Source organism: Clostridium sp. DMHC 10, from assembly GCF_001270375.1.
Lineage (GTDB): Bacteria > Bacillota > Clostridia > Clostridiales > Clostridiaceae > Clostridium_S > Clostridium_S guangxiense.
In genome coordinates, this window is the sequence record NZ_LGVB01000015.1 from 2,737,863 (window position 1) to 2,750,934 (window position 13,072).

Here is a 13,072-nt window from a genome sequence, read left to right on the forward strand (position 1 = left end):
TTAATCCAATTTTTCTATTTGATTAAAATCAAGTTCAACAGGAGTTTCCCTGCCAAACATGTTAACTAAACCTTTAATCTTATGTTTTTCAGTATTTATTTCCTGAATTAATGCAACCTGATCTAAAAGTGGTCCTGAGATAACTCTCACATTTTCTCCAACTTTTACATCAATATCAACAACCTTTTCCTTTATACCCATAGATTCAACTTCTTCATCAGTCAAAGGAACTGGTTTTGATCCTGGTCCAACAAATCCGGTACATCCTCTTGTATTTCTAACAACATACCAAGATTCATCAGTCATAAGCATTTTTATGAGCACATAACCAGGGAATACCTTTTTTAATGTTATTTTCTTTTTTCCATCTTTTTCTTCAACTTCTTCTTGTAATGGAACTTGTATGTCAAAGATAAGATTTTCAAGATTTCTATTTTCAATAGTCTTTTCAATATTAGCTTTTACCTTATTTTCGTACCCTGAATATGTATGAACAACATACCATCTAACTCTTTCACTCATAATTAAAGGAACAGGAACACCCTGAACCTATAACCTCCCTTTCATCTTACTTAAAGATCACCCTAAAGAGGTTATTAAAGCCATAATCCAACACTGCCACTAGCGCTATACATATAGCACAAAATATTATTACCGATATTGTAGATTTTTTAGTATCTTCCTTTGAAGGCCACGTAATTCTATGTGTTTCATTTGCAAGGTCTTTAAAAAATCCAATGAAACCTTTTAATGGTGATTTCTTTACATTATCATTTTTTACATTAGCAGCCATTTTTATTCACATCCTAAAAGTTATTACAAAATACGGTTAATTACCTATTTTGTTTCTTTATGAAGTGTATGTTTGTGGCAAAATGGACAATATTTTCTCATCTCTAACCTATCTGGATTATTTTTCTTGTTTTTCATTGTATTGTAATTTCTCTGTTTGCAATCTGTACATGCTAATGTTACTTTTACTCTCACAATCTACACCTCCCAGTTACTGCAGAAAAACTCGATTTTTCTGAAAATATGCACTACCTTATTAATTTATCATAATGTAGTATATATGTCAACTAATTTTTCTAGCATTATTTTTTATTATGTAAGATTTATTGAAAAATTGTCTTAATAGAATTCAATGCAGAATCTATCATCACTAAAACATTTCAATAAAAATCATCTTAATCATACACAAACGGATTAGGCTCACCCCAATCCGTTCGTAAGAGTAATTTATTCTAAAATAGTAGTAACAACTCCTGAACCTACTGTTCTTCCGCCTTCTCTTATTGCAAATCTTAAGTTTTCATTCATTGCTACTTTTGTTATTAATGAAAAGCATAAAATGCAGAGTTCCTATTAAAGATACAGCAGTGTATGACTATATAATAAAAAAAGAATCAGAGGGTAAGGCAAAGAAACAAGCTAAAATCGCAGGACTAAATAAATTTTTGAGAATATATTATGCTAGGGTTTTAGAAGTTTTAAAAAACTAAAAGACATAAAAATAGGGCACTTTAAAAATCTTCTGTAAGAAGGTTTTATTAAAGTTACCCTATTTTCTTAAAAAAATTTCTTTGAAAATTTTTTAAGAAAAAACACTTGACTTTGCTTAGCAGGTTTTGTACATTGAACTCCATCCATTTCTGGCATACGTACATCCATTAATATTACATCAGATTTACACTTACGGACTGATTCAACTACTTCGTTTCCGTTACATACCGTTCCCACAATTTCAATATCTTTATTTGCACTTAAAACAATTTTTAAGCTTTGCCTAATTAGCTCCTGATCATCAGCAATTAACACTTTAATCACTTTCATCGCCCCATCTAATTGGAATATTTACAGTTATCCAAAAACTATCACTGCCATTATATTCTACAGTGCCATTTAGCAACTTAACTCTTTCTTCTATATGCCTTAATCCAAAACCTTCTTTTATATTAGCACATCCCCTGCCGTTATCTCTTATTGTTATGTCTAACTGCTTATCCCTCCTTTTCATACTTATATAAATTTCTGTAGCTTGTCCATGACGGATTGCATTTGTTATTCCCTCTTGTATAATTCTATAAATAGTGTCTTCTTCATCATGACCAAATTTCAATGATTTTACATTAGTATTAAAAAAAACTTTTGTTTTTGTAACCTTACTTATCTGGAAAATCATATTGTTTAACGCATCTTCTAAACCAGAACTTTCAAGTGCATCTGGCCTAAGTTTTTTTACAGAACGCCTTACATCTTTAATAGCTTGTCTTGCTACATCTGCAATTACATTTAACTGCTTTTTAGTTGCCTCTGTAGACATATCTATTGTTGTTAAACAAGCATCAATTCCTACTGATATCCCTGTAAGCGCATGTCCTAATGTATCATGAATCTCCCTGGCTAGACGATTACGTTCTCTGGTTTCAGCCATTGATTCTATCTTTACAGCATACTGCTTTAGCTGTACATTCATGACCTCTAATTTTTCATTAGCTAAATTTAGTCTTTTGTTCAATGAAATAATCTTTTCATTTTCCCTCATCTGAACTTGAATAAGCACAATCATATACAATATAAATACTATGATATTTATAGAATTCAATATGCTTTTTATCTCCATTAAATAGCTTCGCATATCGGCATTATAATAAAATAGAAAACTTTGAAAAGAAACCATCTTTATTTTAAGTGATATAAAATCATAAACGCTAAGTATATATATAATTATCATAAGAACCAAAAATATAATTTTATTGCTCTTATCTTTGGTATTTGTTACTAAATCAGCAATAATAAATAGCATAATTCCGTTATAACTCATATTTAATGCTGTCATTATTGCAATACTTAAAAAAATCTCACACAATAATAGAACAGCTATTTTCCACTTTTTCAGAGAATTTACACATTTCTTTTTTACTGTAACTAATAAGATTAGTATTATATAAGATCCTATAGAAACTATAGTTATATTCTGTGGTTTCCAGGGTATAACTGTGATTTGGTCAAAAAAATCCCTTGCCATAAATTCTGAACTAATTTTATATAAAGTTATAGTCATGATTTTTGAAATAAAAATTACGATGGTAAAATTTATAAAAATCATAAATAAGTTAATATACTTTAAATTTCTATTTGATTCCATAATTCATCTTCCATCCATTACTTCCATCCACTTATTTCATACTGTAGAACATTTTCTCTTGATATTAAAGTTATCGGAACAATTACATCCTTTTTTAGCTTTTTTCCTTTTAAAATGTTATAAGCTTTCTTAGCAGCTATATTGCCAATTTTATTAGGAAACTGAGCAGAAGTAGCAGTCATAAATCCATCATGAATCATGGTCTTAGCTTCAGGTGAACCATCCACTCCAAATACCATAACCTTACCTAATAGTCCATTTTCTTTAAGTGCTGCTAGTGCACCAAGAGCACTTGGATCATTTAATGCCATAATTGCATCTATATTGGGATGCTTTTTAATCAAATTATCCACTAAAGGCATAGCCTTATCCAGTTGTCCTTCACTATCTCCAGCAGCAACTATTTTATATTGTTTATTAGCACCGATAGTATCTACAAATCCTTTGATTCTATCAATACCAGATTTTGCTTCCGAGTGTTCAATTAACATAATATTAGCTTTTGGCTTTAATTTCATAAGATATTTTGCACATTGAACTCCAGCATCATAATTATCCGATATTACCGTACACGCAACAAGCTTATTATCATAAACTGGTGTATCAACAACAATAACAGGTATCCCCGCATTTTTAGCAGCTACCAACGCTGGCTTTACTTGTTTCCAATCCACAGGATTTATAAAAATAGCATTAACTTTTAATTTAATAAATTCATAAATCTGCTGCATTTGCTTGTCCTTATCTAAAGCTGCATCCCTTGTTACTAATATATCTCCATTGCTCTCTACAACTGAACGTATTTCATCGTTAATTATTTCATAAAACCTATTATTAGTTGTCATATAAGTAGCTCCAAATTTTTTTCTATTTTCTATTTGCCTTGTAGAGTAATCCCTACTACTTTTTTTTAATACTTTGAAGTTAATTAAAATAAAAATAGCAGTAAAAATTAACAATATGAATATTACTATTTTTTTATAGTTTTTATTCATTAATACATCTCGCCCTTTTCCTTATATAACCTAATAATTATTTTTGATATCTTGCCTCAAACGACATTAATCCTTCATTAAAAGTGTATAAATACTCATAGTTGTACTATATTTATTGGTAATAATTATCATCTTATATAATTAATTATCATTATGGAAATAATATTTGTATAATAATTCATTATAAATCTTATATTTCATTGCGTCAAGATATTACAATTTTAGCATATTACCTTGCATGCACTTTTTTAACAAAAGCTGTTAAAGTTAAATGTTTTCTTTATCATAGTATATAGTTGCCTGTCCATATCTGTGAGCATATAAATTTCCATGCTTTAAAAACTCATAGTCAGCGTTTTCAATTTCATCATCAGCACCATTTATTATTGCTCTAGCAGCTGTTTGCAAATCATGAACAAGCTCTAAATCAAATGCCTTAGGAACATGAGCTGCATAAATCTTTTTTACCCTTTTAGCTTTATTCTCAAAATGATTTAATGTATTTAAAAAATCTTCTACTTTTATTGATTCTTTACCATCAAACCAATGTATATCAGCAATTCCATCTCCTGTAAAAGCATAATGATCTTTATTATTTACATAAGATATAGAACCAGGAGTATGTCCCGGTGTACTTACCGCTTCTAATTTTGTTTCGCCTAAATCTATAGTATCACCATCACTTATATTGTTGTAATAAGTCTTTTCACTTTTCACAATATGACTTTTAATATTTTCATACATTTCTGTTTTATCTTTTAAATTTAATTTAATAAAATTTAATCTTTCATTTGTAAGAGCTTGAAAATCACCACCATTGCTAGCTAGATAATATTCTCTACAATTTAAATAAAGTTCAGAAAATAATGCATCTGCACCAACATGATCTAAGTGTCCGTGAGTATGCAGTACTATAACTTGCTTTTTAGTAATTGATCTTACTACCTCACTCAAATTACCTGACCCTATACCAGTATCAATTAAAGCTGCCTTTTCTTTTCCAATCACTAAATAAATTATTATAGGAAATTTATTATTTGTTATATCCTCTTTAATTGAATATAAATTATCTTGTATTTTTTCGACTTCATAAACAGACATAGTTTTACATCTCCATAATATAATTTTAACTATATAATTTTAAAGCAAATCAGCTAATTAAAATTATATAAATGACACCGTACTAAATGTTCAGATCCATCTTTGGTGTTAATATTTTTAATTTCAGGCGAAACTGTTTTGCAAATTTTTTTAGCACCACTACACCTTGCATAGCATTTGCAGCCAGCACTAATATTTAAAGAGTCATTTAAATCACCTTTTATTATAACTTCATCTCTATTGTTAGCTGTACTAATTTCCACCACAGAATTAAGAAGAGCTTTTGTATATGGATGCTTTGGATCATTATATATTTCTTCTGCTGATGCAAGTTCAACAATCTCCCCAAGATACATTACAGCTACTCTGTCACACATATAATATACAACATTTAGATTGTGAGAAATAAATAAAAACGATAAATTTAGCTTATGATGCAAATCCATCATTAAATTTAAAATTTGAGCTTGAACAGAAACATCTAGTGCCGAAACAGGTTCATCGAGTACTACAAATTTGGGATTTAATATAATAGCACTTCCTATACTTATTCTCTGCCTTTGTCCCCCACTAAGTTCATGTGGATATCTTTCTCTATAACTGCTGTCAAGACCTACAAGCTCTAGAATTTCATTTACTCTCTTAATTCGTTCTTTTTTATTGCCTTTCCTATGAATCTTTAAAGGTTCTTCTAGAATCCAACCTATAGTTCTTTTAGGATTTAATGAACTTAATGGATCTTGAAAAACAATTTGCACTTTTTCGCTTATATTTTTAATATGCTTTATATCTTGGCCTTCAATTAAAATGTCACCTTCAACATTATCATTCAATTTAACGATTGACCTTGCAAGAGTAGATTTTCCACATCCGCTTTCACCTACAATTCCAAATATCTCACCTTTCTTAACATTAAAATTAACAGCTTTAAGAACTTTTACAGCTTTCCCTTTGCCAAAAATATTACAATTACTGTTATAGTAAGTGCTTTTCAAATTTTTCAGTTCCAACACAAAATCATATGACACATTCCTCACCTTCCCCTACTGCCAAATTACAGCATACCCTATGAGTGGACTCAAAAATAATACTTTTAGGCTTCTTATAAAAACATTTTTGTTCTGCTTTTTGACATCTAGGTGCAAAGCTGCATCCACATTTTCTTTCCTTAATAGATGGAACTTTTCCAGGAATGCTTACAAGCCTTTTACCTTTATTTTTTCTGATTGGAATAGACTCAATAAGACCTCTTGTATACTGATGTATTGGGTTGTAAAATATGCTTTCTGTACTTCCCTCTTCAACAAAACTTCCTGCATACATTACTGCCACTCTATTGCACAGCTTACTGATAACACCTAAATCATGTGATATAAACAAAATAGATGTCTTATATTGCATGTTTATATCTTTTAAAAGCTTCAGTATCTTCGCCTGTGTTGTAACATCAAGTGCTGTAGTTGGCTCATCTGCTATTATCAGTTTAGGTCTACAAATCACAGCCATAGCAATCATTACTCTTTGCCTCATTCCTCCAGATAACTGATGAGGATAACTATTATAAAGTTCCTCCACTCTATCTAAGCCTACTTCATTTAAAACTTTCAAAACCCTTTCCTTAATTTCTCTATCTGTCAGCTTATAATGAATTTTTAATCCCTCTGCCACCTGCTTTCCTACAGTCATGAGTGGATTTAGCGAAGTCATTGGTTCTTGAAATATCATAGTAATATCTTTCCCTTGTATTTTTCTGAATTCATCTTGACTAATATTTTTAAGTTCCCTTCCATCAAAAACTATACTTCCATTGTTAACAGCTGCACCCTTTGGTAAAAGCCCCGCAATTCCTAGAGCCGTAAGGCTTTTTCCGCATCCAGATTCGCCTACAATTCCTAATATTTCTCCGTTTTCTATATCAAAAGAAACTCCACTAACAGCAGTATTTCTTTCATTTCCATTTTTCACATTAATAGAAAGCTCTTTTACACTAAGCAAAGTTTCTGGCATATTAATTCCCCCTCATATAGTGAAATTAGTTCAACTATTAAGTTTCACCTTGATTTCACTTTAATCATCCAAATATTTTTCTCAAGCCTTCTGCAATAAAATTAAATCCAACAACTGTTATTACTATCACTATTCCAGGTGCCACAGCACACCAAGGTGCATTAAACAAATACGTTTGCCCCTCTGAAAGCATTCTGCCTAAACTAGGGTCAGGCGGCTGAACCCCAAACCCTAAAAAGCTAAGTCCTGCCTCAGAAAGTATTGCATTAGAGAGACCTATGGTTACAGCCGACAATAAAGCTGGATATGCATTAGGTAAAATATGCACAAACATTATTCTAAGATGACTGGCACCAAAAACCTTAGCACTTTTTACAAACTCCATTTCCTTGATTTGCAAAAATTCACTTCTAGTAATACGCGAATAACTTGGTACAAAAATTATAGCTAAAGCTAAAATAATTTGATATTTTCCTTGTCCCAAAACTGTAACTAAAACCAAAGCTAGCAATATACCAGGAAATGCAGTTAAGGCATCATTAATTCTCATAATAATTTCATCAATCCAGCCCCCAAAATACCCAGCAACTGTTCCTAAAGTAACTCCAATAAGCACCCCACAAGCAATTGTACTAACAGCTATAAAAAAAGTAATTTTCGTGCCTGCCATAATGCGGCTCAATATATCCCTTCCAAAATTATCTGTTCCAAAAATATGCTTTAAACTTGGATGCTGATATTTGCTTACAATATTCATTTTATTAGGATTATATGGAGTATAAAAAATCCCCAAAACCATCATAAAAATTACAATTCCTATCAAAATTAAACCTACAATTAAATTCCAATTATGATATTTTTTCATTATATCCTCCAAAAACGATGAATTTATCTTACTCTTATCCTAGGATCAATTACTTGATACAAAACATCTACAAGAAAATTAATGACTACAACAATAAAGGCAAGATACAGCACCAACGTCTGAGTTAATGGAAAATCTCTAGTAGAAATAGCTGTAATTAAAAGGTTTCCTATGCCCGGCAAAGAAAATATCTGTTCAACTATTATACTTCCACCTAAAATTCCTGCAATAATCATACCCATTAAGGTTATAACAGTTATCAATGCATTTTTTAGTACATGCACATATAAAACAGTGTTTTCCTTATTCCCCTTGCTATATGCTGTTCTAACATAATCCTTTCTTTTTTCCTTTATTACAGCTGCTCTCAAAAATTTTACTACTACAGCAATATTAGGAAGTGCTATGGTTACAGCTGGTGCAATTAAATACTTTAAAAATCCAATAAAGTCTTCATTATAATCAACATAAGCTCCTGGAGAAAACACTTTAAGAACTATACCAAATATTAAAATTATTATTACCCCTAGAAAAAAAGATGGTATACCTATATTTATTTGGCATATTATATTTATTATTGTATCTATTATAGCTCCTTCTTTACTTGCAGCAAAAATACTCAAAGGAATGGCTATTATAAATATTATAAATAAAGATAGAATAGCCAGTGATACTGTCACTGGAATCCTTTTTGAAACCAAATCCTTAACTGGCTCAGAAAATCTTATAGACTTTCCGAAATCACCCCTTATAAAATTTGCCACCCAGGTTACATACCTCTTAGTTAAACTTTCATTTAGTCCAAGTTCTTTTCTTAAGGCTTCAACTCTTTCAGGTGAAGCATTTGTTCCAAGCATTACTAAAGCTGGATCGCCTGGTATCACGTTAAATGCTGCAAAAGTAAATGCTGATACAAATATCAATGTAACAATAAGTGCAATGCCCTTTCTTAAAACGTACTTCATTGACCTCACCTTCTTTTAATTTGTGTAATACATAGAAGCTAAATCCTGAACATAGGTTGGATAAAATTTATATCCAGCTAATCCTTTCTTTAAAACAACTACCTTTTGTTGATCCTGTATATATATTGATGCTGCATCTTGATTAAGAATCTCTTGTAGTTCTTTATAGTCTTCTACTTTTTTATTATCATCAATTTCATTAACGGCCTTTCTATACAATTCATCATAATTATTATTTTTATAATTCAAAAAGTTACTTGCATCAGTAGAAACATATCTTCCTAAAAGTGCTCTTGGAGATAGATAAGCTGCATCCAAACTTACAACTGTTGAATCATATTGTCTTCCCTTATATGTCTTTTCTAACCATTCTCCCATTCAACCTTCTTTATTGAAGCTTTTACATTAATAGCTTTTAACTGTTCTACAATTATCTGTGCAGTATCAACATGAAATTGATAAACAGATGGTACAGTAATTGTGGTTTCAAATCCATTTGGATATCCGGCTTCTGCCAGTAACTTTTTAGCTTTATTAATATTCTGAGTATATGTTTTTTCTAATCCAGCTTTATAATATTTTTTAAAGCTGGATAAAAAATTTGTTCCAGCTTGCTTTCCAACGCCATCTGCAACTGTATCTATTATGCTTTTAGTGTCTATGGCATAATACAATGCTTGTCTTACCCTCACATCATTAAATGGTTTTTTTGAATTATTTAAAGCAAGTAATTGCAGCAAGTTCGCACTTCCAATTAAAGTATTATAGCTAGTTTTAAGTTGATCAGCTTGTTCCTTTGTTATGAATCCAGAATCTATATTCCCAGCTTTAAGTCCCAAAAATAATGCATTTGCATCCTCAATTTTGTAAGTAACCTTATCTAAATGAGGCAAGCCTTTTTGCCAATAATCCTTATTCTTAGCAAGTTCTATTTTTTGCTGTTTATCATATTCCACAAGTTTAAATGGTCCTGTTCCAATAGGCTTTGAGTTTTGATTCTTATAGTCTTTAGGAATAATTGCAACAGTTAAATATGGTAAAAAATCCGTGTCTGGAACTGTCAAATTAACTTCTATTGTAGAAGAATCCTTAATATCAACAGATTTAATATTTACCAATTCAGTTTTTAAAGGCTTACCTGTATCTTTTCCAGCAGCTCTATCCAATGAATATTTTACATCCTGAACAGTCACAGGCTTATTATTATGAAACCTTATACCTTTTCTTAATTTAAAGGTATATTTCAAACCGTCTTTTGATATTTCATGACTACTTGCCACCGCGTCTATTAAATTTCCATTTTCATCTGGCTTTACAAGTCCTTCAAATACATTGAATAAAATTGATCTAGTATCCGCTGCAGTAGCTAAATCAGGATCAAGGAAATCTGGTTCACTTGTTGTTAATACAATTGAACCTCCTTCTTTAATATTTCCATTGGCTTTTCCTTCCTTTGTATTACTAGTTTTACTCGTATTGGCTTCTTTACCGCAGCCTACAAGAGTAATTATATTTATCATAACAATTGCGGCAATAATCATTAAAAATAGTTTTCTATTTCTTCTCATTGATATCACTCCCTAAAATAATTTCAAGTTATAATTTCGCTCTATAAATTTGGGCAGTTCAGATATATTAGATATAATATAAGCGTAATTTAATTCCTCAATTCCAACTTTGCCATAAGGGTTTATAAGTAACGACTTCATATTTACTTTGCTGCTTCCTACAATATCATCATAATAATTGTCTCCAACAAATAAACATTCATCAGGCTCTACATTTGCCCTTTTAAGTGCAAAAATCAAATATCTCTTTTTGCGGCTTTGAATATCCAACTTCACTTGATATTACAATTTCATCAAGTAAACTATCTAAATTATTCTGGCACAATACCTTTCTTGATGTATTATCCCAATTAGAAATAATTCCCGATCTTATTGAATTTTGTTTTAAAGTTGTAAGTACACTGACAGCACTATCATATGTATACCAAATTTTTTGATACTTCTGTTCTCTTTTATTTATTTCATGTAATAAAATATTCCTATCAACTTTTATATTTAAAACTTCAAGCAGTTTTTTTAAATAATAGGGCATAAACTCTTCTTTACTTTTACATAATAATCCTTTATGCTCTCTCATAAAGAACTTATCTGTTAGATGATAGGCCATTTTTATTTTATTAGTATCTATACGCTTATTCATACTTACAAGAATATCTTGTAATATTTTTTCACGTTTTGAATAAACAAGTGTATATCCAAGATCGAACCAAATATACTTTAAAGTCATGCTAAAATTTCTCCTACTGTAAAATTTAATATAAAAAAACTTAGAGACTGCAAATAAAATTAATTTATTTGCAGCCTCTAAGTTTTTCTAGTCAGCTCATTTTCTAATATACTATAATCCACATTTCTTAAAAGCTTGTTTTAAATCATTAATTATATCATCTACATCCTCTAAGCCAACACTAAATCTAAGATGACCATTTTTAAATTCTTCAGGATAAAAATGATTTCTTTCATCATTTGGCCCTGTATAAACAATTAAACTTTCATCATGCCCAAGTGAAACGGCTGATATAACAAGCCTAAGTGAATTTACAAACTTATTATGCGTTTCAACATCCGCTTTAAGCCCAAAAGAAAGTACTCCTGAATACATGCTCATCTGCTTTTTGGCAATTTCATGCTGAGGATGACTTTTAAGTCCAGGGTATGCAACAAATTTTACAGCTGGATAGCTTTCAAGGAATTGTGCAATCTTAAGTGCACTTTCACTATGCTGTTTCATACGAAGTGGCAAAGTTACAACTCCACGCATAATTAACCATGCATTAAATGGGCTTATTGCTCCCCCTACATTTACCATTGCCTCAGCTTTTATCTTGTCTATAAGTTCCTTTCTCCCAATAACAGCTCCACCCATAGCATCACCATGTCCATTTATATATTTTGTAAGACTGTGTACTACAAGATCCGCCCCAAGTGAAAGTGGATGCTGTAAGAATGGAGATGCGAAAGTACTATCCACAGAAAGAAGTGCACCTATGCTCTTTGATATTTTAGCTATTTCCTCAATATCACTTACTCTAGTTGTTGGATTTCCTGGAGTTTCAATATGAATTAATTTAGTATTTGGCCTAATTGCCCTTTTTATTTCATTTAAATTAGAAGTATCTACAAGAGTTGCTTCTATGCCATATTTCTTTGGAAAATATTCATTTAATAGTCTATACACTGCAATGTAGGAAACATTTGAGCATATAACATGAGAATCTTTATCTAAAAATGTAAAAAACACTCCAGCTAAAGCTGCAACCCCACTAGCTAATACAACACAATCTTCTGCCCCCTCAAGCGCAGCCAATCTTTCTTGAAGATATAATTGATTTGCCGATGTCGTCCTTGTATAAATCACATTATTTGGATCACTCCAATTAAGAGTTGATGCATCATAAGGAAGCTTATAACTATTCGCCATAGTAATTGGTCTTCTTATAGCTCCTGTTTCTTTATCTATATCATTGCCAACGTGAATACATTTAGTTGAAAACTTTATTTCATTTCTATCTATCACTGAAAAGCCCCACTCTCCACTTAAAATCAGTGCACGGTTCACAGTTCACAATGCACAGTTAAGGATAATTTACCTTTCGTTTCTCTCAGGTAAATTAATTTTATTTTCATTATAATATTCCACCCCTGCATATTATAATAAGAATGAATTTAAGGTTCTAAAAGGATAATGAGCTTCTCCCAAGCCCCGCATATGTTTACCTATTTTTCGTAAGGTACTGGAGAAAAATCTTCCTTGCCTTTCCATTTTAAATGAAGTGACAGCATTGAAAGGACGGTTTAAATAAATTGCTATAAATCTTAGCTGAAGTTTTAAAAAGGCTTAGAGCTTTCAATCTGTCTGAGCGACAGCAGGTTATTGAAAGTTCTTAGCATTTTTTAAACTTCAACTTTAGATTTATCAATTT

The 13,072-nt window shown here is 30.9% G+C and carries 17 protein-coding genes and 1 pseudogene; 1 reads left to right on the forward strand and 17 read right to left on the reverse strand.

From position 1 onward, the window contains the following. The 4 genes and pseudogenes from nusG to AGR56_RS19725 all read right to left on the reverse strand — a co-directional run. Nucleotides 1–522 (reverse strand): transcription termination/antitermination protein NusG, encoded by a 522-nt coding sequence (nusG, locus tag AGR56_RS15185; RefSeq protein ID WP_053242926.1) that lies wholly within the window; start codon nucleotides 520–522, stop codon nucleotides 1–3. Between the two features lie 46 nt (nucleotides 523–568). Further along, complete coding sequence (gene secE / locus AGR56_RS15190; protein ID WP_053242927.1) at nucleotides 569–793, reverse strand: preprotein translocase subunit SecE; 225 nt, start codon at nucleotides 791–793, stop codon at nucleotides 569–571. Nucleotides 794–837: 44 nt separating this feature from the next. Continuing rightward, nucleotides 838–987 carry a 50S ribosomal protein L33 gene (gene rpmG / locus AGR56_RS15195; protein ID WP_053242928.1) on the reverse strand — a complete coding sequence of 50 codons (150 nt, stop codon included), beginning with the start codon at nucleotides 985–987 and terminating at the stop codon, nucleotides 838–840. Between the two features lie 252 nt (nucleotides 988–1,239). Next, nucleotides 1,240–1,338, reverse strand: a pseudogene (locus AGR56_RS19725) (elongation factor Tu); the annotation flags it as partial. On the opposite strand from AGR56_RS19725, the gene AGR56_RS15200 reads away from it, so the two are divergent. Continuing rightward, nucleotides 1,338–1,502 carry a hypothetical protein gene (locus AGR56_RS15200; RefSeq protein ID WP_053243354.1) on the forward strand — a complete coding sequence of 55 codons (165 nt, stop codon included), beginning with the start codon at nucleotides 1,338–1,340 and terminating at the stop codon, nucleotides 1,500–1,502. The pseudogene AGR56_RS19725 and the gene AGR56_RS15200 overlap by 1 nt on opposite strands. Before the next feature lie 67 nt (nucleotides 1,503–1,569). Here the strand turns inward: AGR56_RS15200 and AGR56_RS15205 are convergent, their stop codons facing one another. The 13 genes from AGR56_RS15205 to AGR56_RS15265 all read right to left on the reverse strand — a co-directional run bounded on the left by AGR56_RS15205 (nucleotide 1,570) and on the right by AGR56_RS15265 (nucleotide 12,666). Then, nucleotides 1,570–1,827, reverse strand: coding sequence for a response regulator transcription factor (locus AGR56_RS15205; protein ID WP_053242929.1), 258 nt, complete (start codon nucleotides 1,825–1,827; stop codon nucleotides 1,570–1,572). Beyond that, nucleotides 1,820–3,148 (reverse strand): sensor histidine kinase, encoded by a 1,329-nt coding sequence (locus AGR56_RS15210; RefSeq protein WP_053242930.1) that lies wholly within the window; start codon nucleotides 3,146–3,148, stop codon nucleotides 1,820–1,822. The genes AGR56_RS15205 and AGR56_RS15210 overlap by 8 nt, the downstream gene beginning before the upstream one ends. A gap of 17 nt (nucleotides 3,149–3,165) precedes the next feature. Further along, complete coding sequence (locus tag AGR56_RS15215) at nucleotides 3,166–4,143, reverse strand: sugar ABC transporter substrate-binding protein (protein WP_053242931.1); 978 nt, start codon at nucleotides 4,141–4,143, stop codon at nucleotides 3,166–3,168. Between the two features lie 267 nt (nucleotides 4,144–4,410). Continuing rightward, nucleotides 4,411–5,244, reverse strand: coding sequence for an MBL fold metallo-hydrolase (locus AGR56_RS15220; protein WP_053242932.1), 834 nt, complete (start codon nucleotides 5,242–5,244; stop codon nucleotides 4,411–4,413). A gap of 53 nt (nucleotides 5,245–5,297) precedes the next feature. After that, entirely contained in the window at nucleotides 5,298–6,272 is a 975-nt protein-coding gene (locus tag AGR56_RS15225) for an ABC transporter ATP-binding protein (protein ID WP_084757070.1), read from the reverse strand. Beyond that, nucleotides 6,262–7,251: an ABC transporter ATP-binding protein gene (locus tag AGR56_RS15230; protein ID WP_053242933.1), complete on the reverse strand. Its 990-nt coding sequence runs from the start codon at nucleotides 7,249–7,251 to the stop codon at nucleotides 6,262–6,264. Before AGR56_RS15230 ends, AGR56_RS15225 begins: the two co-directional genes overlap by 11 nt. 64 nt (nucleotides 7,252–7,315) lie before the next feature. After that, nucleotides 7,316–8,116, reverse strand: coding sequence for an ABC transporter permease (locus AGR56_RS15235; RefSeq protein WP_053242934.1), 801 nt, complete (start codon nucleotides 8,114–8,116; stop codon nucleotides 7,316–7,318). A gap of 23 nt (nucleotides 8,117–8,139) precedes the next feature. Beyond that, nucleotides 8,140–9,081 (reverse strand): ABC transporter permease, encoded by a 942-nt coding sequence (locus tag AGR56_RS15240; RefSeq protein ID WP_053242935.1) that lies wholly within the window; start codon nucleotides 9,079–9,081, stop codon nucleotides 8,140–8,142. A 15-nt stretch (nucleotides 9,082–9,096) separates the two neighbouring features. After that, nucleotides 9,097–9,459, reverse strand: a complete 363-nt coding sequence (locus tag AGR56_RS20405; RefSeq protein ID WP_053242936.1) for a hypothetical protein — start codon at nucleotides 9,457–9,459, stop codon at nucleotides 9,097–9,099. Beyond that, a complete protein-coding gene (locus AGR56_RS15250) occupies nucleotides 9,444–10,649 on the reverse strand; it encodes an ABC transporter substrate-binding protein (RefSeq protein ID WP_053242937.1) in 1,206 nt (401 codons plus the stop codon). The genes AGR56_RS20405 and AGR56_RS15250 overlap by 16 nt, the downstream gene beginning before the upstream one ends. A 12-nt stretch (nucleotides 10,650–10,661) precedes the next feature. Continuing rightward, the gene (locus tag AGR56_RS15255; RefSeq protein ID WP_053242938.1) at nucleotides 10,662–10,889 is read right to left on the reverse strand and encodes an HAD hydrolase-like protein; all 228 of its coding nucleotides are present in this window, start codon (nucleotides 10,887–10,889) and stop codon (nucleotides 10,662–10,664) included. Next, entirely contained in the window at nucleotides 10,873–11,376 is a 504-nt protein-coding gene (locus AGR56_RS15260) for an HAD hydrolase-like protein (RefSeq protein ID WP_053242939.1), read from the reverse strand. Before AGR56_RS15260 ends, AGR56_RS15255 begins: the two co-directional genes overlap by 17 nt. Before the next feature lie 111 nt (nucleotides 11,377–11,487). Beyond that, nucleotides 11,488–12,666, reverse strand: a complete 1,179-nt coding sequence (locus tag AGR56_RS15265; RefSeq protein WP_053242940.1) for an aminotransferase class I/II-fold pyridoxal phosphate-dependent enzyme — start codon at nucleotides 12,664–12,666, stop codon at nucleotides 11,488–11,490. Nucleotides 12,667–13,072: the final 406 nt, after the last annotated feature.

What these genes read in the sequence shown, in the direction of transcription:
- nusG (WP_053242926.1), bottom strand. Translation starts at nt 522, where the DNA reads ATGAGTGAAAGAGTTAGATGGTATGTTGTTCATACATATTCAGGGTAC.
- secE (WP_053242927.1), bottom strand. Translation starts at nt 793, where the DNA reads ATGGCTGCTAATGTAAAAAATGATAATGTAAAGAAATCACCATTAAAA.
- AGR56_RS15200 (WP_053243354.1), top strand. Translation starts at nt 1,338, where the DNA reads ATGAAAAGCATAAAATGCAGAGTTCCTATTAAAGATACAGCAGTGTAT.
- AGR56_RS15210 (WP_053242930.1), bottom strand. Translation starts at nt 3,148, where the DNA reads ATGGAATCAAATAGAAATTTAAAGTATATTAACTTATTTATGATTTTT.
- AGR56_RS15215 (WP_053242931.1), bottom strand. Translation starts at nt 4,143, where the DNA reads ATGAATAAAAACTATAAAAAAATAGTAATATTCATATTGTTAATTTTT.
- AGR56_RS15220 (WP_053242932.1), bottom strand. Translation starts at nt 5,244, where the DNA reads ATGTCTGTTTATGAAGTCGAAAAAATACAAGATAATTTATATTCAATT.
- AGR56_RS15230 (WP_053242933.1), bottom strand. Translation starts at nt 7,251, where the DNA reads ATGCCAGAAACTTTGCTTAGTGTAAAAGAGCTTTCTATTAATGTGAAA.
- AGR56_RS15235 (WP_053242934.1), bottom strand. Translation starts at nt 8,116, where the DNA reads ATGAAAAAATATCATAATTGGAATTTAATTGTAGGTTTAATTTTGATA.
- AGR56_RS15240 (WP_053242935.1), bottom strand. Translation starts at nt 9,081, where the DNA reads ATGAAGTACGTTTTAAGAAAGGGCATTGCACTTATTGTTACATTGATA.
- AGR56_RS20405 (WP_053242936.1), bottom strand. Translation starts at nt 9,459, where the DNA reads ATGGGAGAATGGTTAGAAAAGACATATAAGGGAAGACAATATGATTCA.
- AGR56_RS15250 (WP_053242937.1), bottom strand. Translation starts at nt 10,649, where the DNA reads ATGAGAAGAAATAGAAAACTATTTTTAATGATTATTGCCGCAATTGTT.
- AGR56_RS15260 (WP_053242939.1), bottom strand. Translation starts at nt 11,376, where the DNA reads ATGACTTTAAAGTATATTTGGTTCGATCTTGGATATACACTTGTTTAT.